At 60.9% G+C, this 23,055-nt stretch carries 21 protein-coding genes; 3 read left to right on the forward strand and 18 right to left on the reverse strand.

Annotated features, from left to right (window positions below; genetic code table 11):
- Positions 1–14 precede the first annotated feature (14 nt).
- From I6F21_RS35055 to I6F21_RS35075, 5 genes are all read right to left on the reverse strand, one after another.
- A complete protein-coding gene (locus I6F21_RS35055) occupies positions 15–1,847 on the reverse strand; it encodes an ABC transporter ATP-binding protein (protein WP_225184131.1) in 1,833 nt (610 codons plus the stop codon).
- Positions 1,844–2,764, reverse strand: coding sequence for an ABC transporter permease (locus tag I6F21_RS35060; protein ID WP_225184140.1), 921 nt, complete (start codon positions 2,762–2,764; stop codon positions 1,844–1,846). Before I6F21_RS35060 ends, I6F21_RS35055 begins: the two co-directional genes overlap by 4 nt.
- A complete protein-coding gene (locus I6F21_RS35065; protein WP_050992061.1) occupies positions 2,758–3,744 on the reverse strand; it encodes an ABC transporter permease in 987 nt (328 codons plus the stop codon). The genes I6F21_RS35060 and I6F21_RS35065 overlap by 7 nt, the downstream gene beginning before the upstream one ends.
- Before the next feature lie 43 nt (positions 3,745–3,787).
- Complete coding sequence (locus I6F21_RS35070) at positions 3,788–5,296, reverse strand: ABC transporter substrate-binding protein (RefSeq protein WP_225184132.1); 1,509 nt, start codon at positions 5,294–5,296, stop codon at positions 3,788–3,790.
- A gap of 308 nt (positions 5,297–5,604) precedes the next feature.
- Entirely contained in the window at positions 5,605–6,771 is a 1,167-nt protein-coding gene (locus I6F21_RS35075; RefSeq protein ID WP_225184133.1) for a mandelate racemase/muconate lactonizing enzyme family protein, read from the reverse strand.
- A 131-nt stretch (positions 6,772–6,902) separates the two neighbouring features.
- On the opposite strand from I6F21_RS35075, the gene I6F21_RS35080 reads away from it, so the two are divergent.
- Together I6F21_RS35080 and I6F21_RS35085 are read left to right on the forward strand one after the other, a co-directional pair.
- Positions 6,903–7,607: a GntR family transcriptional regulator gene (locus I6F21_RS35080; protein ID WP_109141595.1), complete on the forward strand. Its 705-nt coding sequence runs from the start codon at positions 6,903–6,905 to the stop codon at positions 7,605–7,607.
- Positions 7,608–8,117: 510 nt separating this feature from the next.
- Complete coding sequence (locus I6F21_RS35085) at positions 8,118–9,029, forward strand: LysR family transcriptional regulator (RefSeq protein WP_225184141.1); 912 nt, start codon at positions 8,118–8,120, stop codon at positions 9,027–9,029.
- Here I6F21_RS35085 and I6F21_RS35090 read toward each other — a convergent pair.
- From I6F21_RS35090 to alr, 13 genes are all read right to left on the reverse strand, one after another.
- A complete protein-coding gene (locus tag I6F21_RS35090; RefSeq protein ID WP_091878502.1) occupies positions 8,993–9,250 on the reverse strand; it encodes a DUF2274 domain-containing protein in 258 nt (85 codons plus the stop codon). The genes I6F21_RS35085 and I6F21_RS35090 overlap by 37 nt on opposite strands.
- Positions 9,247–10,449 (reverse strand): TrbI/VirB10 family protein, encoded by a 1,203-nt coding sequence (locus tag I6F21_RS35095; protein WP_225184134.1) that lies wholly within the window; start codon positions 10,447–10,449, stop codon positions 9,247–9,249. Before I6F21_RS35095 ends, I6F21_RS35090 begins: the two co-directional genes overlap by 4 nt.
- On the reverse strand, positions 10,440–11,519 hold the full coding sequence (gene trbG / locus I6F21_RS35100; protein WP_225184135.1) for a P-type conjugative transfer protein TrbG: 1,080 nt from the start codon (positions 11,517–11,519) through the stop codon (positions 10,440–10,442). The genes I6F21_RS35095 and trbG overlap by 10 nt, the downstream gene beginning before the upstream one ends.
- Positions 11,516–12,205, reverse strand: a complete 690-nt coding sequence (trbF, locus tag I6F21_RS35105; RefSeq protein ID WP_225184136.1) for a conjugal transfer protein TrbF — start codon at positions 12,203–12,205, stop codon at positions 11,516–11,518. Before trbF ends, trbG begins: the two co-directional genes overlap by 4 nt.
- A gap of 3 nt (positions 12,206–12,208) precedes the next feature.
- Entirely contained in the window at positions 12,209–13,561 is a 1,353-nt protein-coding gene (gene trbL, locus I6F21_RS35110; protein WP_225129149.1) for a P-type conjugative transfer protein TrbL, read from the reverse strand.
- Positions 13,558–13,878, reverse strand: a complete 321-nt coding sequence (trbK-alt, locus tag I6F21_RS35115) for a putative entry exclusion protein TrbK-alt (protein ID WP_128930982.1) — start codon at positions 13,876–13,878, stop codon at positions 13,558–13,560. Before trbK-alt ends, trbL begins: the two co-directional genes overlap by 4 nt.
- A gap of 10 nt (positions 13,879–13,888) precedes the next feature.
- A complete protein-coding gene (gene trbJ, locus I6F21_RS35120; RefSeq protein WP_225153807.1) occupies positions 13,889–14,647 on the reverse strand; it encodes a P-type conjugative transfer protein TrbJ in 759 nt (252 codons plus the stop codon).
- Positions 14,644–17,082: a conjugal transfer protein TrbE gene (trbE, locus tag I6F21_RS35125; protein ID WP_225184137.1), complete on the reverse strand. Its 2,439-nt coding sequence runs from the start codon at positions 17,080–17,082 to the stop codon at positions 14,644–14,646. Before trbE ends, trbJ begins: the two co-directional genes overlap by 4 nt.
- A gap of 7 nt (positions 17,083–17,089) precedes the next feature.
- Positions 17,090–17,365 (reverse strand): VirB3 family type IV secretion system protein, encoded by a 276-nt coding sequence (locus tag I6F21_RS35130; RefSeq protein WP_225129144.1) that lies wholly within the window; start codon positions 17,363–17,365, stop codon positions 17,090–17,092.
- The gene (locus I6F21_RS35135; RefSeq protein WP_109141606.1) at positions 17,365–17,706 is read right to left on the reverse strand and encodes a TrbC/VirB2 family protein; all 342 of its coding nucleotides are present in this window, start codon (positions 17,704–17,706) and stop codon (positions 17,365–17,367) included. The genes I6F21_RS35130 and I6F21_RS35135 overlap by 1 nt, the downstream gene beginning before the upstream one ends.
- Positions 17,703–18,701, reverse strand: a complete 999-nt coding sequence (trbB, locus tag I6F21_RS35140; RefSeq protein ID WP_225153810.1) for a P-type conjugative transfer ATPase TrbB — start codon at positions 18,699–18,701, stop codon at positions 17,703–17,705. The genes I6F21_RS35135 and trbB overlap by 4 nt, the downstream gene beginning before the upstream one ends.
- A gap of 391 nt (positions 18,702–19,092) precedes the next feature.
- Complete coding sequence (locus I6F21_RS35145; protein WP_225184138.1) at positions 19,093–20,343, reverse strand: D-amino acid dehydrogenase; 1,251 nt, start codon at positions 20,341–20,343, stop codon at positions 19,093–19,095.
- A gap of 51 nt (positions 20,344–20,394) precedes the next feature.
- Positions 20,395–21,540, reverse strand: a complete 1,146-nt coding sequence (gene alr, locus I6F21_RS35150; RefSeq protein ID WP_225184142.1) for an alanine racemase — start codon at positions 21,538–21,540, stop codon at positions 20,395–20,397.
- A gap of 117 nt (positions 21,541–21,657) precedes the next feature.
- Between alr and I6F21_RS35155 the strand changes: the two genes are divergently transcribed.
- The gene (locus I6F21_RS35155; protein ID WP_225184139.1) at positions 21,658–22,113 is read left to right on the forward strand and encodes an Lrp/AsnC family transcriptional regulator; all 456 of its coding nucleotides are present in this window, start codon (positions 21,658–21,660) and stop codon (positions 22,111–22,113) included.
- The last annotated feature ends 942 nt before the right edge of the window (positions 22,114–23,055 follow it).

A 23,055-nucleotide genomic window follows, 5' to 3' on the forward strand; every position in this document is an offset into this window, starting at 1 on the left:
GCAATCCTGCAAAGTCATTGATGGTGCGGGTCTATTTCTGTCAGATGGCAAGCAGCCAATTCATCGCGTCCGCGTGCCGCGAGCGGCGGATCATCAATGGCGCACTTATCGAGCGCGAACGGGCAGCGTGGTCTAAAACTGCAGCCTGCTGGGATGTGGATTGGGTTGGGCGGCTCACCTTCCAGGAGGTAGGTCTCAGCCTTGAAAGGACGTTCCTCAACCGCCGGTACCGCGCTCAAGAGCGCACGGGTATAGGGGTGTCTCGGCTCGATGAAGGTGGTCCGATTGTCAGCCAGTTCCACCACGCGCCCCAGATACATCACGGCGATGCGATTGCAGGCTCGCCGCACCATCCCAAGATCGTGTGAGATGTAGATGTAGGTAATTCCGCGTTGGTCCTGAAGCCGCTGAAAAAGGGCGAGCAGCTTGCGCTGCTCGATCTGGTCGAGCGCCGATAGCGTCTCATCAAGAATGAGCAACTCGGGATCGAGAACGAGGGCCCGGGCGATACTCACACGTTGACGCTGCCCGGCGCTCAATCCGACCGGAAGTTTGCCGAACAGGTCGAGAGACAGTCCGACTTCCTGCATGGTCGCCGCAACCCGATCGCGGATCTCGGACCGCGACAACCCTCCATGGACGTAGAGAGGTTCGGCGATGGTTCGCCCGATCGAAAGATGAGGCGGAATGGAGCTAAACGGATCTTGCAGGAGAAGCTGGAATTTCCTTCGGAGCGCCAATAGGCGCTTGGCCTTCATAGACGCGATATCTTCGCCCATGAACAAGATCTGCCCCGAATCCGGGACCTCCAGGCGGCTCAGGAGACGCGAAAGCGTTGACTTCCCGCACCCCGATTCGCCGACGATCGCCAAATTGTCACCTCGTCGAACGTCGAACGAAGCGTCCCGCACCGCGTGCACGAACTGGTTTGCAAACAGCTTGTTTCTATCCCTCGCGGGATAAATCCGGCTGACGTTTCGCACCGACAGAATGACATCATTTGCGGCAGGTGACACCTCATCTGCAACGGCTTCAGTCGAGCTCTGCCATATGCGGGGGATGTCCGCTATCAACTGCTTTGTATAGGCATGTTGCGGAGCCGCGAGCAATTGCTGAACGCTTTGCGTCTCGACGACGCGGCCGCCTGCGAGAACAAGAACCCGGTGCGCGATTTCGTTGATGACCCCGAAAGAAGATGAAACGAACAGAATCGCCGTCTTGAAATCCCGCTGCAACTCGCGCAGGAGCCGAAGGATTTGAGCAGCGACGGTAACGTCAAGAGGTTGCGTAATGTTGTCGGCGACCAGAAGGTCCGGGTTCGTCACGAGCGCATCCACGATCAGGGCGCGTTGCATCATTCCGCCGCTGAACTGGAACGGAAACTCCTCAAATCGCTGTTTCGCGCCGGGCATCTTTACGGCATCGAGCAGACGTATGACACGTCCCTCTGCCTCGCCGTTGGAGATATCAGGCTCGATGAATTTGAGTTTTTCGACGATTTGCCGGCCAACCGGAAGGGTTGGATCGAGAGCACTGGCGGGATCGGAGCCTATGTAGGCAATCTTGCGCCCACGGAGCGCCTGCATTTTTGCCCGGGGTAGTCTCAGAAGATCGTTGCCGCGATAACTGATAGCGCCCGATTCGATTTCGAGTGGGCTGGTGACCCACCTGACAAGCGCCCGCGACAGCACCGTCTTTCCCGAGCCGCTCTCGCCGATGATGCCGAGCACTTCGTTTTCATCGACACTCAGATTGACGTCGGTGAGCACGGCGCGCGTTCCGCGCGGCCCGAGATCAAGGGTGACGGTCAGATTGCGGACATCAAGAATGTTGACCGGCGATATCATTCGAATCCCAGCAAGATCTTGTTGCGAGATCGCTCTAGAGCTCCTCCCATGATGTTGATGCAACAGAGTGTGATCGCGAGCAGGAGGCCTGGCACCGTGGTGATCCACCAGGCATTCAAAATGTACTTCGTGCCGTCAGCGATGATGGTGCCGAATGTCGGGGTGGGCGGCTGAATGCCGATCCCGATAAAGCCCAGCACAGCCTCGAAAATCATCATGCGGGCAATGTCCAGGATTGCGACAAAGGCGATCGGAGGCAAGATGTTGGGCGCGATATGAACGAGCAGGACCCGCGCGTCTGAGGCGCCGAGAATCTTTATCGCTCGAACATATTCTTTGCGGCGCTCGGACAGGGTCACACTGCGCGCTACGCGAGAATACGCCGGCCAGCCGGCAAGAATCAGAACAAGGATGATGGCCAGCGGAGTGGGACGTGAAACGCCGAGAACTGTGATCGCCAGAATGATCGCGGGAACCGACATCTGCGCGTCTGTGATCCGCATCAAGAGCAAGCCGGCCCATCCGCCGAAATAGCCTGAGATCATGCCAATGGCTGAGCCAAGGATGAACATTCCCGCAACGCTCGTGATGCCGATCAGCAGGGCATTCCGAAGACCGATGAGGGAGCGGGTAAACAGATCACGGCCGAGTTGATCGGTGCCAAACAGATAAGGCCAGCTCGAATGATCCAGCAGTGCCGGTGGCAGGAATTTCTTGCTGACATTGAATTGGGTCGGCGACAGATTGAGAATGTAGGGTCCCAGGACAGAAAGGATGATCAGCAGGCAAAACAGGGCAAATCCAATCCTGAACTCAGTTGTTCGCCATGCCTGCACGAAGATGCTGGCCGCGATGCCGCGACCTCGTGTTGCCGCAGGGCTGTCGGTCCTGGCCGAAAGTTCCGTCGATGCTAGTATTGGAGCCTCCTGTCGATCGCCATCGCTGCAAAGTCGACGAGAATATTGAGCATCACCAAGGTCGCACAGGCGAGGATCGCGATGGCCTGGATAACTGGGAAATCCCGTTGGAAGACCGCGTTGATCATCAAAAGGCCAACGCCGGGATAGTTGAAGACGTATTCGACGACGAACAGACCACCAAGCAAAACCCCAATGGCCTGTATCCCGAGTACATTGAGGACGGGGATGCTCGAATTGCGCAGCACGTGCGCGACAATCATTCGGCTGCGCGAGAGACCGCGAATCTCACCCTGCGACACGTATGGCTCGACAAGATTTCCGCTCACCGAGACCGAGACGGACCGAATGAGGGTCGGAGCAAGTTCGATCGCGAGAACAATGGCGGGCAAGATTGCGTAGCTCGGCCCCTGATAGCCGATCGCCGGCAGCCATCCGGCCTTGGCGGAGACGAGAAAGATGAGAACGAGGGCCAACCATACATTGGGGAGTGAGACCAGGACGGAAGCCAAATGCAGTGCAAGCCGATCCGGCCATCGTCCTGATCTCAAGCCCGCGGCTATGCCGATCGGGAGCGCGATTGCCAAGGCAAACAGGAATGCAAGGCCAGCAAGGAGCAGGCTGAAGGGTAGACTGGTTGTGATGAGGCCCAAAACGGATGCACGGTTGGCGGCATCGAAAGTCGAGCCGCCTCGCGAGCCCCCAGTGCTGCCGCCTTGTGCGCTTCTGACGAAAGAGCTCCCGAAATCCCCCGTCAGGATTTGCGCGACATAGCGGCCGAATTGAACCGGGATTGGATCCCTCAGGCCCATATCTTTGGCGGTCTGCTCTGCGACAGATACTGACGCCATTGGCCCCAGCATCATACGCACAGGGTCGCCGGGAACGACGCGCAGCAGCGTAAAGATGAGCATCGTCACGAGAACGACCAATACCAACCCTTGTGCAAGGCGCCGAGCGAAGAAGTCGAGCGCAAACAGCATGTCGGCTCCTGGCCTCCCAAAGACTTTTGCTGCGGCCCCTTTAGCTCAGGTCCGCCTTGCTCAGGTCAATCGGCCCGTTGGGGAAATAGTATGCCCCCGTCAGATTCCTGGCTGCGGCATGGAAGGTCACGGCGGAAAAGAGCGACAAGCTCGGAACCTTGTTTGCGAGAGTGGGAAACGTCTCATTCTTGAAAATGCTGCGGCGCTCTTCCGGGTTTGTAGCGGCGCGTTCCTTGTCTAGCACCGCGTCAATTTCCCGGTCGTTGATCCCGGTGATCAGCGCGGCGCTTGAATGCCAGTTCGGTCGAAGCACGAGATCCGGCTCCGGCGATCCGGTCATCCAGCCGACGTCGCACATGTGGCCCTGGCCCTGGCCGTCAGCGCGGCGATAGATCGCCTGCTCCCACGCGGCCGGTTCAAGAACAGTCAGGCGAACATCAAGCCCCTGTTCTGCGAGCATCGCTGTGATCAGCTCGCCATACTCTTTCGTCTTCGGATAGAACCCGATCGAGGTGATATATTCGAGTTGCGGCAGCCCCCTTCCCTTGGGAAACCCTGCCTCGGCGAGAAGCTTCTGGCAGGCATCCGGATCGAACTTGGGATAATCAGGAATGTCCGTGAAGCCGAACTTGGTCGGCGAAATATAGCAGTTAGACGGTGTGGCCGCCTCGCCCATCAGCGACAGGATTTGATCGCGGTCGATGGCGTGGCAAATTGCGCGGCGAATGCGTGCGTCGTTGAAGGGAGGCTTGTTGCACCGGAAGTGCAAATATTTGTTTTCGGTCGTCAGCGCCCTGTGGGTGGTGACTTTCGGGTTGCTTGACAACGAGGCGTATTGCTCGGGCTCCAGCCGTTCGGCAATGTGATATTCGCCGTTCAACAGGCCCAGCGCGCGCGTGTTGGCGTCCGGAACGTAGGCATAGACGATCCGATCGATCTTGGGACGTCCGCCGTAGAATTCATCATTCGCTTCGAGGCTGTTCCTGTCTCCCTGCGTGCCCGCATATTTGAAGGCGTTCGTGCCGTTCGGGCGCTTTTGGAGGAGCGCGGGATCGGCAATATCCTTTGCCGACAGGATTGGAAGGAAGCTCGAAATGAACCAGAAGGCAGACGCGGGGTAGCCGTGTTTTTCGGTCTTCAACCGGACCGTCAGTTTGTCGACGACCTCGACATCAACGCGGCCCGGATAGAGGGCGGATGCCGGGCGCGCCGGATTGGAGGCATACTCCATGGTCGCCTTAACATCTTCAGCACCGAACTCCTTGCCATCGTGGAATTTGACGCCGTCCCGAAGCTTGAACTCCAGGGTGTGCGCATCAATCAGCTTCCAACTGGTGGCGAGGTCCGGGGTCAGCTCTTCAGACTTACCCGCCCGCATTTCGCAGCGTGTCAGATGATTGAATACGAACTTTTCGAACTTCAACTGCCCCAGGGTCGTGTGAGAGGTCGGATCCCAATTGCCGGTGACCGGGCCCATCGACGCCAGCACGAGGGTTTTACTTTGCGCCGCCTTCGCTGGGAGCGGTTTGAGACCCGCTCCGCTAGCCACGGCAACTGCTCCGGCTCCTGCAAGCAACTCTCTCCGTGTTACCATTTCGAGTCCCCTCTTCTTGGGTTAGACGCGCAAACAGCGCGCTTGATGAGCGCTCTCTTCACATAAATTGGTCCAGGACCGCGCTTTCCAGCGCGATGCTGATCTGCTTCATCTCGCCCGCGAGCTGATCAGGCAGGCCTGCGCGAACCTTCGTGCCTTCACGAAGAGCGCAATTGCGCGCAGCAGCGCGGCTAGGTGATGGTCCGCCGACGACGCTGTTGAGACGAATGTAACTATGGCCCATGTCACAACGCCTCCGTCCTTCAGGCAACGCGGTAGCGGTTGATCACACCTGGATCAGGGTCGAGGCCAAGCCCCGGCCCCGTCGGCACGGCAACCTTTCCATTGACCGGAAGCGTAGCACCGCCGTAGATCTCGGCCTCGAAGTCGCAATAGAGCCGCTCGAGCATCGGGACTGATCGCTGCGCCGCATTGAGGTGTATGGTCGCGACCTGGCCGGGGCCGAAGATTGCACAATGCGGCACGAATTCGATTGATTCAGCCTGACAAAGCGATGCGATCTTCACGAGCTCGGAAATACCGCCAGCTTTCGCGACATCAGGCTGCGCAATGTCGATGGCCCCTGCGGCGATCATCGCAACAAAATCATGCAGGCTGCCGGCATTTTCGCCGGCGGCGATGTGGTGCCGCCCGGTTGAACGAATGCGGGCCAGCCCAGCATAGTTCTCTGGTGGCCAGACCGGCTCCTCCAGCCAGTACAGATTGAGAGGCTCGAGAAGCCGATCGTATTTGAGCGCCTCCGCCACCGGCCATGGGCAATTGGTATCCAGCATGACGGCGGCCTGCGCCCCTGCGGCTTCGACGGCGGCGTGGATTTCGTCCGCGGTGATCTCGTGCAACTTGATGTAACGATATCCGCGCTCAATTGCCTGCCGGGTGACCCTGACGACATCGGCGCAATTGCCGTAGCGCATCAGACTGGCATAGACCTCGACTTCGCTGGCGAATGCACCGCCTAGCAATGCGGTGAGCGGCAGTCCGGAGATCTTGCCGAGGATGTCCCACAGGGCGATGTCGACCGCCGAGACGCCATAGATGATAGGGCCCACGCGGCCAAAATTCTGGAGCCGGAATTCCACATCATACTTGATCTTGCCGATTTCCAGGGCGCTCCTGCCGATCACGAGCGGTAACACGCGCGTCTCGATCATCGCCTTCAGCGACTTGTCCTCGCACCGCGAGAAGGCTTCGCCCCACCCCACGATGCCCTGTTCGGTTTCCAGTCTCACCAACAGCGTGTCGAACTGCAGTTTCGGCGCTCCGCCGAAGCTCCAAGGCGGCACTCCGCCGGATTCGAACGGAATCGATACCAGGATCGCATCCGCCTTTACGATCTTGTGAGAGGCGGCTGACGACGAGAGGCGCTGCAGACCGGCGAAGCTAACGCCCTTGGTTTCGGAAATGCGCAAGCACGGCCTCGCTCAACTGCTGATTGTCGACAATTAACAAACAACACGAATTCTCTGGTGTCAATGGCGAATGTTCGCCAATATCCGCCGTGACTCAGAACGAACATTCCGCAAACGCGGTTGGAGGAAGAATGGCTGCTAAGATCATCTCGGGATTAGTCGAGAAGCGGAGTTTGGACCGTGCGGCTGCCGACGTTATCCGCCAGACGATCACCAGTGGCGGCCTCGCGCCGGGAAAGCGCCTGACAGAAACCGAACTGTCCACGGAGCTCAACGTGTCGCGGGGTACGATAAGGGCGGCGTTGCAGCGGCTGATGAGCGAGGGCCTGGTGAAGCAGAAGCCTTACTCGGGCTGGGAGGTCGCGAGCTTGACATCCAAGGATGCATGGGAGCTCTACACACTTCGATCCAGCCTCGAGGGCCTGGCCGCACAGCTCGCTGCCGCCAACCCGAATCGGAGGCAACCGATGGAGGCGGCTTACGACGACATGAAGGCCGCCGCAAAAAGCCGCAACCAGAAGCGGATTAACGATAGTGATCTCGCGCTTCACAAGACGATCGTTGTCCTTTCGGGACACAACCGCCTTGCCGATCATTACGGCTTAGTCGAACATCAGGTTTGCATGTACATGGCCTCTTCAAACGCAATCCTTGAACGGCCCGACATGGTCATCGCGAACCACGAGAAAATGGTCAACGCGCTGCTCAGGGGCGATGCGGCCGCCTCCGAACGTTACGCACGCGAGCACAACAAGACCTCAGGCGAGCTTCTGGTTAGGCACCTTCAGGAGACGGAAGCCAAACAGACCAACAAAGTGGCTTCGCGCAAGCTCTAGGGAGGGAAGGCATTGCAGTCAGCGTCCGCAAAATTCGCGCAGCCGGCTGGGCCGGATCATTTGGCGACATTCGCCGCAGGATCGAGCCCTCCGGTTAGTATCGCTTATCAACCCAGTCCCCATGCCGAACGTTGCCGGAACGATCGACCGGGCGATAAACGGGCCCTTGCTGATCGGCCCAAGATCTGCCGAGGGTACGAATGAAAGCCGCGGATCGCGTCCTTCAGCCACCTGCTCACTGTGCCTGTTTGATTGTCCTCTTACCCAACGACGCAAAAACGGAAGAGAGAGAGAGAGAGAGAGAGAGAGAGAGAGAGAGAGAGAACCGAATTCATCAGACGGTGAGTAGCCTGTAGTTGTCTTTTTCCATCACGCATCCTAACGTTTGAAATAACCTCGGTGTTGAAATACGTATTCCGGCCGAAGTCGTAGGAGCTGACGCAACACAATTTATGGAGGGGCAAGAAAACACTTGGTCCCACAACTCACCATAGGGCTTCGAGCGTGGCTGTGGAATTTCGAGATCTACGCTGGGCGATCGCTGCGTCCCAGCATCGAAGCATCCGTCAAGCGGCAGAGACGCTTAGAATCAAGCAGTCGACGCTCAGTCGCTGCCTACGAAGTCTCGAACACACGTTGGGCAGCAAACTATTCGAGCGCACCAACGGAGGCACGCGACCAACGATGGAAGGTCGAGAATTTCTCGAGGATGCCCGGCGCATCGTAGGCGAATCTGAAGCAATGGCCGCTCGCCTCAAGACCCGCTCGCGTCGCGAGAGCGGTCGGTTGACCATCGGGATCCATACCTCCCTGTCAGCCGGCAATCTCCGAGCCACTCTCCTCGAGCACAGGCACCGCTTTCCCGATGTCGATAGACAGTTTGTCGACGGAGCGAGCGAGCATCTGATTTCGGACCTCGCCAGCTCAGCCATCGATGTCGCTGTCGTGGCAGATCCCAATCCGAATTGGAGCGGCAAGTCATTGGTGCTCTGGAGCGAACGTGTTGTTGCTGCCCTCCCTGCGAAACATCCTTTGGCAAGTCATGACGTAGTTCACTGGGGCGAACTGCGGCGCGAACAGCTTTTGATGTCACAGCGTGGCCCCGGACCGGAACTCCTCAAGCTTCTCATCAGCAAATTAGGATCTTCCGATCCTTGCAAGCCGCTTCGCCATGACGTGGGGCTCGACAGGCTTCTCTCCCTGGTGGGCATGGACTTCGGTATTCTCCTCGCCCTGGAAAGTGCGACTGGCGCTACTTATCCCGGTGTCACCTTTCGGGAGGTACATGATGCCGAGGGGCCGACGCGGCTGAGCTTCCGCGTCTATTGGCGGCAGTCCAACGGCAATCCATTAGTACGTCCGTTTCTCGACTTGATTCGTGAACGCTATCCAGATCTTTCCGCCGACCCGGGCGAGAGTTGAGCAGCACTTCGCCGGGCCTTCGCAAAGGCGCGGTCGGTCGCCATGAAGCGCTCGATCATCGGCGCGATCAATTTGGCAGGCTCGGTCGGCGTCGTCGCACTTCCGCTACGCGTCAGAATCTCGGCGTAGCTTTTGAGATCCCTGAAAACCGCCGCCGGCAGCTCGATCGTGAGCTTGACCGGTTTATCGTCTTCGAGTGGTCCAAGCTTGAGCTTCGTCATCGCGCACCTTTTTGTCCGTAGGGAGCCAGCACCAAATCGCGCGTGAGGATGACGCGGACCGGAAAACCTGGCCGGATGGTCAGCGTTGGCTGGATGTTGAGCTGGCGCTGCACGATTTGCTGGCCGGTCTGGCTAATGCTGTTGGACGCACCGCTACGGATTGCTTGGACAAGGTTGTTCTCATTCTGGCTCGTTCCCGCCTCGGCTCCGACGCTCAGCATGGTCGAGAGGACGGCGGCCTTGAACAGCATGCCCCAATGATTGTCGACTTCGTCCTCGAGGCCGGCATAACCACCGGTGTCGGCGCCGGGCTGGCGCTCCAGCACGATCGAGTTGCCGTCCGGCATGATGATGCGAGTCCAGATCAAGAGAATGCGGCTCTGGCCGAACGCCACAGAGCTGTCGTACTGGCCGATCAGCTTGGCGCCTTGGGGCACCAAGAGATATTTGCCAGAAGGAGTGTCGTAGACCGCCTCCGTGATCTGGGCGGTGACCTGCCCTGGCAGATCGGAGCGGATGCCCGTGATGAGCGCAGCCGGGATCACGGTGCCGGCTTGCACGACGTAAGGTGAGGCCTTGGCCTCGAGCCGGTCCGGACTGACCGTGCGCTTGTCCGTCGCAGCAGTGAGAAAGGCCATCTTGCGGTCCTGCATGTTCTGGGCGGATCCGGCATCGACGGGCGGTGTAGCCGCCGCGGTCGTCGCGGTCCCGGCGGGAGCATTTGGGATGAGTTGACCGGTGCTCTGCGGTTGCTGAGCAGTTTGGGCGAAGAGGCGGCTGACCCGCGCCGCCTCGATTTCCTGAGATCTGTGCTGCGTCTCCGGGTCTGACGTCGCTGCCATGGTGTTTGGTGCGGCGCCTGCGTTGAGGATGGGCTTGCCGAGATCGCCGGGCAGCGGCGGCCCGAGCGGCGGCGCCTGACGCGGCAGACCAGTGTAGTCCTTCGGCAAGGCGGCGAGGCCCTCGGCCGAAGGCCTGTTCTGGGTGCTAAGCAGCTCTTGCCCGGTCCGCTGCTTATTGCCGGTCTGGAGCGCATAGCCGAGTGCTCCCGCGACCGCGAGGGCAGACACCGCGCCGAGGCCTACAAGAACCTTGCGCGAGAGCCGTGTGACACGCGGCCGCTCGCCTCGGAGCCGAAGGTCGGGCGGCGCAACAGGCGGGATGTTGCCCTGATGTTCGTCTTCACTGCCTATCGCCATGAGCGCGGCCTTCCGTCGGTACGGACGATGCGCACGCGCCGCTCACTGTCCTTGTCGCCAAGACGCAATTCGGCGGCGGCGAACAGGCGGTCGACGATGTAGTAGTTGCGATTGACGCGGTAGTTCACGAGCTCGGAGCCACCTGCCGGCCCGATGACAAACAGCGGCGGCATTTCGCCCTGGACGATGCCGCTTGGGAATTCGATGTAGACTTTGTTCCCGTCGTCGAAGGCGCGCAGCGGACGCCAGGCCGGATCATCGCCCTCGATCGCGTAGCGGAAGTTGATCGCGGCGAGATCGACGCCGGCAGCAATTGGCGCTGCAGTTTCAGCCGCCGCATTCTGCCGCCGAAGCGCAATCAATTGGTCCTCGGGATACTGCCAGGAGACCGAGGCCATGTAGGTCTTTTCCGTCGAACGCAGCTCGAGGAGGTAGGTCCGCCGGTCGGTGTTGATCACGAGATTGGTGACCAATTCCGGTCGCGTCGGCTTGACCAGGATGTGGATCTTTTTGGTCGCGCCTGCTCCACTCTCGGTATCACCGATGATCCAACGCACGGTGTCACCAGCGGCAACCGGACCGGAGCCGACGAGTTGCTCGCCCTCCTGCAGGGCCACATCGGTGATCTGGCCGGGCGCCGTATAGACCTGGTAGAGGGCTCCGCCGGAAAACGGATAGACCTGTACCGCGTTGATGAATCCGTTGCGGACCGGTTGCACCCGTGCCGCAGCGTTGGCCTGCTTGACGCGAACCTTCGGATCAGTGGCTTCGGGGACCCGTTTGCCGGCGGCGAGCGGTTTTAACTGCCCAGGCAGCGGCAGGGGTTTTGGCAATTCTACGATCTTGACCGGCGGCGGCGGATCAGTGGTGAGCGCTGCCGGCTCAGCGCTATCGTAATTAATGTCGGGCGGGATGAAACTGTGTGCGCAGCCGCCAAGGGCAGAGACGGACATCAGTAAAGCCGCAAAGGCGGGTTTACGGAGAGACGTATCCCCGACTCTCCGGTTTTGCAGAACGATGAAGAAACGCGAAGCCGGACCGCCGGCTTTCGAGAAAATCGGCGGGGTCATTGTCCCAGCTCCTTTGACCAGTTGATGGCGTTGACGTAGATGCCGAGTGGATTCTTGCGCAGCCGATCGGCGTCGGTGGGCGGCTGAATCGCGATGGTGAGGATCGCTGTCCAACGTGTGGTGCCGGCGAGCGCCTCGTCTTGATAGCGATGCTCAACCCAGGCCACGCGAAAACTGTCGGGCGAGGCACGGATAACACTGGAGACGTCGATGGCGACCTGCTGCTTGCCGAGATTGACGAAGGGGTCATTGGCGCGGGCGTAGTCGTTCAGCGCCGCCGCGCCCGCCGTGGTCGTGAAATCATAGGCCTGCAGCCAGTTGTGCCGCACGATGATCGGGTCGGCCGGAAGTGAGCGAACGATCTGGATGAAATGGGCGAGATACCAGGCAATCTGCGGGTCGTTCGGCCTGTAGTCGGCGACGGCGGGCGCCACGGCTTGCGCCTCGCCGAGCTTGTCGACCTGCACCACCCAGGGCACGACGGTGCCATGCGTGGATTGCCAGACGAGCCCCCCGGCGAGGCCGGAAGCGAGGATCAACGAACCGAAAGCCATCAGCCGCCAGTTCCTTGCCTGCACGCGGGCGGAGCCGATGCGTTCGTCCCAAACTTGCGCAGCGCGCTGATAGGGCGTTTCGGGTTCGGGTGTACGGCCATAGCGCACCGACGATCGCCGAAAGACTGACATCAATTATTCTCCTCCCGAGAGGTCGACGGAGTGACCGCCACCGTGGCTGTCGCCTGATTTGAGGGCTTGCGCGGCCGTCTGCGCGCCGTGAATGACGGCCTGATTGCGCTTGACGCGCCGGGCCCAGGCGGGCGGGCTCGCTGCTTGAGACGCGGCCCCATCATTTGCGGCCTCGCCACTCCCGATGGTTCCCATGGTCGAGGTGCCACCCGTGTTGACGACGCCGGCACGGGCACCGGAGGCGAAGCTCTCCCTCATTGCCCCCGCCGCTTGCGAAGCGGCGCGTCTGACGGGAACTGTCCCGTGACTAGCCGCCGCACGACCTGCGCCACTGAGACCGGCCGCGACGCCGCCCGCGCCAGACCTGCCGACCGATGCGAGGCTGTAGGCCGTGGACATGCCGCCGGCCATCGCCGCACCACCACGTGCGGCGGCCGCAGCACCGGAGCTCGCTGCCATCGCTCCCCTTCCGGCCAAACCGAACGCCGCGCCGCCGACCATCGCCGTACCGGCGACGGCGAGACCGGTGCCGACGGCAGCGCCCGCGCCAAGCTGCGGCGCCCCCGAGACAAGACCGCTGGCGATGCCGGGACCGAAGATGCCGAGGCCGAGCATGGCGAGCGCTGCCAGCACGACTGAGAGCGCCTGCTCGATGGTCGGCTGGCCGCCGGCATAGGCTGTGGTGAATTGAGAGAAGAGCCCAGTGCCGATGCCGACGATCACGGCGAGCACCATGACCTTCACGCCGGAGGCAACGACGTTACCCAGCACCTTCTCCGCGAGAAAGGCGGTCTTGTTGAAGAGCGCAAAGGGAATGAGGATGAAGCCGGCAAGCGTCGTCAGCTTAAACTCGATCAGCGTGACGAACAGCTGCACAGCCAGAATGAAAAAGGCGATCAGCACCAAGAGCCAGGACACCATCAGCACGGCAATCTGGACGAAGTTCGCAAAGAAGCTGGTGAAGCCCATCATCTGGCTTGCTGCGTCCAGCAGGGGCTGCCCAGCGTCGAGCCCAACCTGTGCGAGCCTGCCGGGACGAAGGAAATCCGCGGTCGAGATCGACGAGCCGCCGGCCTTCAGGCCGAGGCCTGCGAAGCTATTGAAGATGATGGATGAGAGCTTGGTGAAGTTGGTGATGATGAAGGCGAAGAAGCCGATGTAGAGGGTCTTCTTCACCAGCCGTTGGAGGATGTCCTCATCTGCGCCCCAGGCCCAGAACAGGCCGGCGAGCGTGATGTCGATGACGATCAATGTCGACGACAGATACGTGACTTCGCCCTTGATCAGGCCGAAACCCGAATCAATGTAGGTCGTGAACGTATTGAGGAAGGTGTCGATGACGCCGACGTTGTTCATGACCTCCCTCCCTGCGGAGCGCTCGTCATCGGCAGTGTGGCCGGCGCGGCCTGCGGCAGAAGTGGCCGCGCCGGCCTGCCGAAGAAGCGCGCGCGGTTCTCCTTCCAAACCGCCTGGCAGTGCGGATCTTCGGCATCCTGGGGTCCAAGCTCAGCGCAGCGGAGCAGCTCGGCCGAAAGGTCATCGGGAGCGGAGACAGAGGGGACGTCGGATACCGGCCGCTCGGCCGGACGCCGATGGATGACATGCAGCGCTGCGAGGAAAATCACAAACACGATGATCATCGCGCCTGCTCGAAGGATGTCCGGGCGCTCCATGACCGGGGCCTCAGTTGCCGCTGAACATCGTGACGTTGCCGGGCCGATAGCCGCTGCGCGTCGAGAAGATCTTGTATTGTTGCTGCCCTTGCGATTCGGTCGCCGTCAGGCGCGCCTGCTCCAGCGCGTCCGCCCTCCCCTTTGCGGCAAGAACCGCGACAAGATCGGAAAGTTGCTGGGAGTGCAGAGCAAGAAGCTGGTTGCCGGCCTGAGCAGCCTGCAGGGCGCCGCTTGCGGACTGGCTGGCGGTGACCAACGAGCTCATTGCGCTGGAGTTCGTCGAGATATTGCCGACGACGCCGGCCTGCACCTTCAGCGAGTCTTCGAAAGCGCCCACCGAGGTCTGCCAACGACTTTGAGCCGCGGCAAACATTGTCGCATTGGAGCCAGTGGCCGCCGCTGTGCCGTAGGTGCTGGAGTACGCGGTCTGGATCCGTTCAACGTTGAAGGCGATATTCTGGGCCTGGCTCAGCAGCGACTGGGTCCGTGCGACCTGTGCCTGGAGCTGGGTCAGCGTCGACAACGGCAGGTTGGCCAGGTTCTTTCCCTGGTTCACCAGGCTTTGGGCCTGGTTGTTCAGCATCTGGATCTGATTGTTGATCTGCTGCAGCTCGCGCGCCGCGGTCAGCACGTTCTGGCTGAAGTTGGAGGGGTCGTAGACGATCCACTGCGCGGAGGCCGGCACCGTCACAAGCGGCGAGATCGACAAGGTGAGCGAGAGGGCGGTCGCAGCGGCCAAGCCGACGCACCGCACTTCAAAAGCGGTCATGATTGCATTTCCAGATTTGTGAGGTCGGGGATCAGGTCGGCGGCCCAAAGCAGCTCGTGATCCGCGAGCCAGGCGGCCGTGAACTCGTCGCGGCCGTGCTCGGCGAGCAGCCGCTCGATGGCGGCATGGTCGGCTTTGGACGACGCGGCGCAGAAGGCGAGCGCAACCGGCCCAAGGCCGAGCTCAAAGAGCCGATTGCCGCGACGGGACTGGCAGTAGTAGTCCCGCTTCGGTGTTGCTCGCGCGATGATCTCGATCTGGCGGTCGTTCAAACCAAACCGCTGGTAGATGGCGGTGATCTGCGGCTCGATTGCGCGCTCGTTCGGCAGGAAGATGCGCGTGGGGCAGCTCTCGACGATTGGAGGTGCGATGTTGCTGCCGTCGATGTCGGAGAGCGATTGGGTGGCGAAGACGACGGAAGCATTCTTCTTCCGGAGCGTCTTTAGCCACTCTCTCAGCTGTTGCGCGAAGGCCGGATCGTCCAGGACGAGCCACCCCTCGTCGATGATGAGGAGAGTCGGCCGGCCATCGAGTCGTCCCTCGATGCGATGGAAGAGGTAGGTGAGCACGGCGGGCGCCGCGCCAGCGCCAATCAAGCCCTCGGTCTCGAACGCCTGCACCGAGGCGAAGCCAAGCTGCTCGGCCTCCGCGTCGAGCAGGCGGCCGGAGGAGCCGCCGACGCAGTAGGGTTGCAGCGCCTGCTTGAGCGCGGTCGATTGCAACAAGACCGTCAGGCCGGTGATCGTGCGCTCCTCGACCGGCGAGGATGCTAGTGACGTCAACGCCGACCAGACGTGCTCCTTCACGGTCGGATCGATGGTGACGCCTTCCTTGGCGAGGATCGCGGCCACCCATTCGGCCGCCCAGGCGCGCTCGGCCGCATCGCCGATACGGGCAAGCGGTTGAAGAGAGACGGAGTCCCCGGCGCTGTTGGACAGGCTTCCGCCGAGGTCGTGCCAGTCGCCGCCCATGGCAAGCGCCGCTGTGCGGATCGAGCCGCCGAAATCGAAGGTGAAGATCTGGCTCTTCCGGTAGCGGCGGAACTGGATCGCCATCAGCGCCAGCAGCACGGACTTGCCGGCGCCAGTGGGACCGACGATCAGGGTGTGGCCGACATCACCGATATGCAGCGAAAAGCGGAACGGCGTCGAGCCCTCGGTCTTGCCGAAGAAGAGCGGAGAGCTGCGGAAATGCTCATCGCAGTCAGGCCCGGCCCAGACCGCCGAAAGCGGGATCAAATGAGCCAGATTCAGCGTCGAGAGCGGCGGCTGCCGGACATTGGCGTAGGCATGCCCCGGCAGCGAGCCGAGCCAGGCTTCGAGCGCGTTCACCCCTTCCGGCATGCAGGTGAAGTCGCGACCCTGGATCACCTTCTCGATGAGGCGAAGCTTCTCGGCGGCAACACCGGGATCTTCGTCCCAGACGGTGACGGTCGCGGTGACGTAGGCCTGGCCGACATCTTCAGTGCCCAGTTCCTGCAAGGCGAGATCGGCATCGGCGGCTTTGTTCGCCGCATCGCTGTCGACCAGGGTCGAGGCCTCGTTGGTCATCACCTCCTTGACGATGGCGGCGACCGACTTTCGCTTGGCGAACCACTGGCGGCGGATCTTGGTCAGCAGTTTTACCGCCTCGGTCTTGTCGAGGAGGATCGCGCGCGTCGACCAGCGGTAGGGGAAGGCAAGCCGGTTTAACTCGTCGAGAATTCCGGGATGAGTCGCGGTTGGGAAGCCGACCACGGTGAGCGTGCGAAGGTGGTGGCTGCCGAGGCGCGGCTCGAGACCGCCGGCGAGCGGCTCGTCCGCGAGCAGCACGTCGAGATGCATCGGCGTCTCGGGGACACAGACGCGCTGTTGCCGGGTCGAGATGGTCGAATGCAGGTAGGTCAGCGTCTCGCCGTCATCGAGCCAGGCCACCTCGGGCATGAACCCTTCGACCAGTTGCAGGACGCGGTTGGTCCGGTCGACGAAGCCGCGCAGCAGCTCGTGAGGATCGACGCCGCTCTGCGCGCGGCCCTCATAGAGCCAGCCTTCGATGCGGGAGGCGCCCTCCGCCGGCGGGAGCCAAACGAAGGTCAGGAAATACCTGCTCTCGAAATGGGCGCCGGCCTCCTCGAAAGCATCCCGTCGCTCCAGATCGACCAGCGCGGATGCGGCGTCGGGAAAGGTATTGTGCGGATACGTCTGGGCGGCGATGCGCTGAGCCTCGACGAAGATTGCCCAGCCTGAACCGAGACGGCGGAGTGCGTTATTGAGGCGGGCCGTCACGCCGACCAGCTCGGCCGGCGTCGCGCTGTCGAGGTCCGGTCCGCGAAAGCGCGCCGTGCGCTGGAACGCGCCGTCCTTGTTGAGGACGACGCCCTTCGCGACCAGAGCGGCCCAGGGCAGGAAGTCGGCGAGACCAGCGGGCCGGTTGCGGTATTCGGCGAGATTCAGCATGGAGACCTCATGCGCCGAGGTAGGAGGGATAGCGGAGGTGACGTCGCACGACGTCAACGAATTGCGGGTCGCGCTTGGCCGCCCAGACGGCTGCGGCATGGCCCACGGCCCAAATCAGTGCTCCGGGGATCCAGAGGTGGAGGCCGAGCGCGATGGCGGCCGCCAACGTGCCGTTGGCGATCGCAACCGTGCGGGGCGCGCCGCCCATCAGGATGGGGTCGGTGAGCGCGCGATGGACCGGCGCGAAGAAGCCCGGTACTTCCGGATCAACGATGCCGGCCATTACACCAAGGCTCCGCCAGAGAAGCTGAAGAAGGTCAGGAAAAAGCTCGACGCGGCGAAGGCGATCGAGAGGCCGAAGACGATCTGGATCAGCCGGCGGAAGCCGCCAGAGGTGTCGCCGAACGCGAGCGTCAGGCCGGTCACGGTGATGATGATGACCGACATGATCTTGGCGACCGGACCTTGCACCGACTCCAAGATCTGGTTGAGCGGCGTCTCCCACGGCATGGAGGAGCCGGAGGCGTAAGCCGCGGGGGCAAAAGCGATGGAGATGAAGGCAATTGCCGCGAGCTCGGTGAAGCGGCGGCGAACGTCACGGATCGCGGGAGGGAACTGGATCATGATGGGTCCTTGGCAAACGAGGATTGGCCCCCCGCCTCGGCTGAGTGGACGCGGTAATCGCCGGTGGCGGGATCGAGGCCGGCAACGAGAGCAAGTTCAGCGAGGCGGCGTTCGCTGCCGCGGCCACGCAGCACCGCGATGAGGTCGATGGTCTCGGCGATCAGCGCCTTCGGAACGGTGAGAACAGCTTCCTGGATGAGCTGCTCAAGCCGGCGAAGCGCGCCCAGCGCCGAGCCTGCGTGGATCGTTCCGATCCCACCTGGATGGCCGGTGCCCCAGGCCTTGAGGAGCTCCAGGGCCTCGCTGCCTCGGACCTCGCCGACCGGAATCCGGTCGGGACGCAGACGCAAGGAGGAGCGGACAAGATCGGATAGCGACGCCACGCCGTCCTTGGTGCGCAGCGCGACCAGATTCGGGGCGCGGCATTGCAGCTCGCGCGTATCCTCGATCAGGACCACGCGATCGGTGGTGCCGGCGACCTCGGCCAGCAACGCGTTCGTGAGCGTGGTCTTGCCGGTGGAAGTGCCGCCAGCCACCAGGATGTTCTTGCGCGCGGCGACGGCTTCGCGCAACACGCCGGCCTGGTCGGCCGTCATGATGCCGGCCGCCGCGTAGTCATCCAGCGTGAAGACAGCCGCCGCGGGCTTGCGGATCGCAAAGGCCGGCGCCGCAACGACGGGCGGAAGAAGCCCCTCGAACCTCTCCCCCGTCTCGGGAAGCTCCGCCGAGACGCGCGGCTTCTCGGCATGCACCTCAGCGCCGACATGGTGCGCAACCAGGCGCACGATACGCTCACCATCGGCGGCGGACATCGTTCGTCCGCTATCCTCCAGGCCGCCGGACAGCCGGTCGATCCAGAGCCGGCCGTCGGGATTAAGCATCACCTCGACGATCGCGGGGTCTTCGAGGAAGGTCGCGATCGCGGGACCAAGCGCGGTGCGCAGCATGCGCGCGCCACGCGAGAATGCTTCCGAATGGAGTGAAGTGCCCGCCACGATCGTCCCCCGTCGAGCGCCAACCGCGGCAAGCGATCAGCAACGGGGATGGATAGAAAAAGCAGGAGATGGGTTAGTTCAACAAGTATTCAGGCGGTGTAGGGAGCCAGCGTAGTTCGGCGAAAAAATACTTGCAGTAGAGAAGACGCAAAGATCATACCTAGAGTGCCATCTGTGCAGCGCAGGAGTTGAACCAACGTTTCGCGAATGGCCGCCAGCATCATCATCCGAAATAGTTATTTATCTGATCGCCAATAAAGCTGCTTGATGATTGTCGGGCGCGCTGTGAATCGTTGTGCGCAGCGCCCTACTTCTTCGAATGAGGTGGCGTGGAGGGATTTGGCCAGAATCCTGATTGAAGACGGCTCTGCCAGAGTAGCTCTTTGCTGGCCTATGAATAGCGCCCTAGGCCTAGATCCTTCGTTTCGATGTCAGGTTTTCGTCCCGAGACAAGGTCCGCTATGACCCGCGAAGAACCGCAACTCATTGTCCAGCCGAGAGTACCATGTCCGGTATTCAAGAATAGATTACTGATCCTGGTCCGGCCAATGATTGGGGTGCCATCAGGAGTCATCGGTCGAAGGCCTGACCAGAAGGATGCGGTCTTAGGATCTCCCCCGGGAAACAGATCCATCACGGAATACTCCAGGGTCCGTCGACGTGCTTCGACGAGGTCATTGGTGTAGCCTGAAATTTCGGCCATCCCGCCAACACGAATCCGATCTCCGAGACGGGTGATTGCAATCTTGTATGTCTCGTCCATGACCGTCGATTCGGGGGCACGTGAGGCGTCGGTAATTGGAATCGTCAGCGAATATCCTTTGACAGGATAGACCGGCAGCTTGATTCCGACCTTCTTGAGCAGAAGCGGCGAATAGCTTCCCAGCGCGACAACCACTGCGTCCGATCTAATGGTCCCACGATCGGTGAACACACCACGCACTTGGCCAGCTTCGATGTCGAGCCCATTGATGAAGTGTCCGTAACGGAAGTCGATGCCCAACGCCGCGGCTTTTTGCTCCAGCGCATTCGTAAACTTGAAGCAGTCGCCGGTCTCGTCTTTTGGAGTCAAGAGTCCACCAACCATTCGGTCGCGCACGTAGCGCAATGCGGGCTCGGCCCGAATACAGCCATCGCGATCGAGGACCTCGAAAGGAACGCCATCTGCCGCAAGAGCCTTCACGTCCTTCGCTGATGCGTCGAGCTGCTGCTGAGATCGGAACAACTGCAGAGTTCCCTGCATGCGCTCGTCATAGTTCAACGAGGCCTCGCTCCTTAACTCGGCAAGCGCCATGCGGCTGTAGTCCGCAAGGCGCAGCATCCGTCCCTTGTTGAGCGCATATCGGTTCGCAGTGCAGTTGGATAGCATGCGAAAGAGCCAGGAGAGCATGGCCGCATCAAGTTTTGGGCGGAGGATCAAGGGCGCATGCCGCATGAGCATCCACTTGACGGCCTTCATGGGGATTCCGGGGGCAGCCCACGGCGAACAGTAGCCGAAGGAAACCTCCCCGGCGTTCGCAAAGCTGGTTTCCAGTGCTGGACCCGATTGCCTATCGAGAACGACGACTTCGTGCCCGAGCTTCGCAAGCTGATATGCGGTGGTGACGCCGATAACGCCTGCGCCTAGAATCGTGACTTTCATTATCTAATCCATAGTCATGCTTAATGATGCCTGCTCATCTGCTGGGAACGTTCAGCAATAGCTTCTGAAGAAGCGCCGACCGAGGCCGGTGAGAATCTCGTAGGAGATCGTGCCGGCGTCAGCCGCCAGCATTTCGAGGGGCTGATGAGGACCGATCACTTCGACGAGGCTTCCCAGATCGAGAGCGTCATCCGGCAGATCGGAGATGTCGACTGTCATGCTGTCCATCGAGACTCGCCCCACGATAGGCAGGCGTTGACCGTGGAAGTAGACGGCTCCGCGGCCACTCAGGCTTCTTGGAAGCCCGTCTGCATAGCCGGCGCAAAGTGTAGCAAGGCGGGTGCTGTCGCCGGTTACGTGCGTTCCGCTATAGCCGACCATAGTGCCGCGCGGGACCGTGCGGGTCTGCGCGACCGCGATAGCGAGGCTGACGACGGGCTCCATTGGATTGACGGCATTCACCTGCGGCGCACCGCCATAGAGCGCGATCCCTGGACGAACGAGAGAGCCATGATAGTCCTTACCCATTAGCACGCCAGCGGAGTTGGCGAAGGAGGATGGCACCGGAGCAAATTCCTTTTTGACCATCTGCATCTCTGCTAGCTGCGCCGCGTTTTGCGCTTTGGTGGGCTCATCCGCGGAGGCGAGATGGCTCATAACGTAGAGAATCTCGAGCTCCGGCGATTGCGCGATTTCCATGCGGACCGCAGCGCGCTCGGCGGGCGCAAAACCGAGCCGTGACATGCCGGTATCGAATTGTAGAACAGCAGGGAGACGTCGCCTCTCGGCGTGTGCCTGAGTACGCCAACGGTAAAGCTGGGCGAAGCAGTTGATGACTGGAATGACTTGAGCCGCCGCGCACGCTGCCTCCGCACCGAGCAATAGGCCGTTCAGCACAAAAAGCTGCGCGTCGTTCGGAAGATGAGGCCGCAATGCGATGGCTTCCTCCGCCTGCGCCACGAAAAAGTGTCTGCAGCCGGCGTCAAGCAACGTCTCCGCCACTCTGATGGCACCCAAGCCATAGGCATCGGCTTTGACCACTGCTGCCACGCGAGCCGGAGTCGTCATCGATGCAATGCGCTGAAAATTCCGGCGCAGCGCTGCCAAATCGACGGTCATATAGCCGGGAAAGCCTTGCGCTTTCCCATCTAACACCGCCTGCGGAACGGCCCGGTCCAACGTCTTTTCACTGTGCATGAGATAAGGCTTAGCGCAATAAACGAGCAAGTGGTGCGCATTCCTTGCCCGATTGTTCGATAACTGCTACGAAAGTCGAACGATCTGCAAACCCTTCGAATAAAATTTACAGCGGCCATGGACAGCATAGATCGCAATATCTTGCGCGCGCTCCGCGTAAACGCGCGAATGAGCAATGTAAATCTGGCGGAGGAAGTTGGGCTTTCACCTTCGGCGTGTCTGCGACGGATCAAGCTGCTCGAGAAGGCCGGTGTCATTCGCGGGTATACAGCACTCGTGGAGACTGGTGCCGACTCACAAGGTCTTGCCGTGCTGATCAACATCACGTTGGAACGGCAGACGGTAGAGTACCTCAATAAATTTGAGGCTGCGGTACGCAAGCATCCGGAGATTCAGGAGTGCTATCTCATGACCGGGCGAGCGGACTATTTCCTGCGTGTGGAAGCCGCCAATGCTGTCGAGTTCGAACGGATACACAAGGAGGTCCTCTCGACCCTTCCAGGTGTCGCACGTATCCATTCCAGCTTTTCGATTAGAAACGTGCTTGCAAGCCGAACAAACGCTCGGCGCTGATGTACGCTCTTCCGGCCAATAGAACTCCTATATCTCTCGTTCGATGCGTCCCTTCAGCAGCACTTGAAGGCTCAATACGCGCGGACGCCTGTCGCTTGCGGCGCTGTCGGTCAAGCCGATTAGAACTCACACCATACTTGAGTCGCTAACAGATCGTCGTGGCACTCGGGATGCGCAGCAAGAGAACATCCTTTACGAAGCAATGCCAGCCTACTGTTGCGCTGTACTAAGTAGGCGCTCAGCGCAAAGGCAATGTTGAAGACTTTGGATCCGCTCCGCACAGCGGCGGGTCTAAAAGCGTCGCGAGCCGGCGAGGCCTACCATTTCTGATAGTTGATGTTGAAAGCGTGTCCTGACAGTAACCGGCGAGAACTTCAACGCTCCCAATGCTCAGCACACACTCTAAAGATAAGGACACCCTTTGTGCCCGGACACTCCTCCCCCTCAGGCTACGTCGAAGAGCACTGCGTCCCCCCGCTATGCCGAACAGTGCGCTCTTATGCCCGGCGCGCTGGGGTCAGCCCGACTCTCGGGTTGAACTCGCCGGCTGCCTGGAATTTTGAGCGCAGACAGGTAGCAGGGATAACCTCGCGCGTTCCGCCCCCTCAATTTTGATGATGCTTTTCGCTTGAACAGATGATCCGAGATTCAGAACTCAGCGGGATAGCGAATGTCATTTTCGCCGGCCTGATGTTGGTTGCGATGGCAGCGATCATCAAAATTGTAACCAGGACTCTTTCGCCCCTCGAGGTCGTCGTCCTGCGGAGCTTGATATCTGCGCCGCTGCTCTTCTTTATTGTCCCTAGACATAGTCGCCTAGCAGGCTGTTGAAGAACTCAGCTGTGTTCGCAAACGAAGGCCGAATCGTCGCCATTGTGTATGTAGAAGTGGCCGACGAGCCTGCCGGCAGTGCCGATCATGGCCCATCCGCGACCGCAGGTG

This window comes from Bradyrhizobium sp. NBAIM03, assembly GCF_020194055.1.
Classification (GTDB): Bacteria; Pseudomonadota; Alphaproteobacteria; order Rhizobiales; family Xanthobacteraceae; genus Bradyrhizobium; species Bradyrhizobium yuanmingense.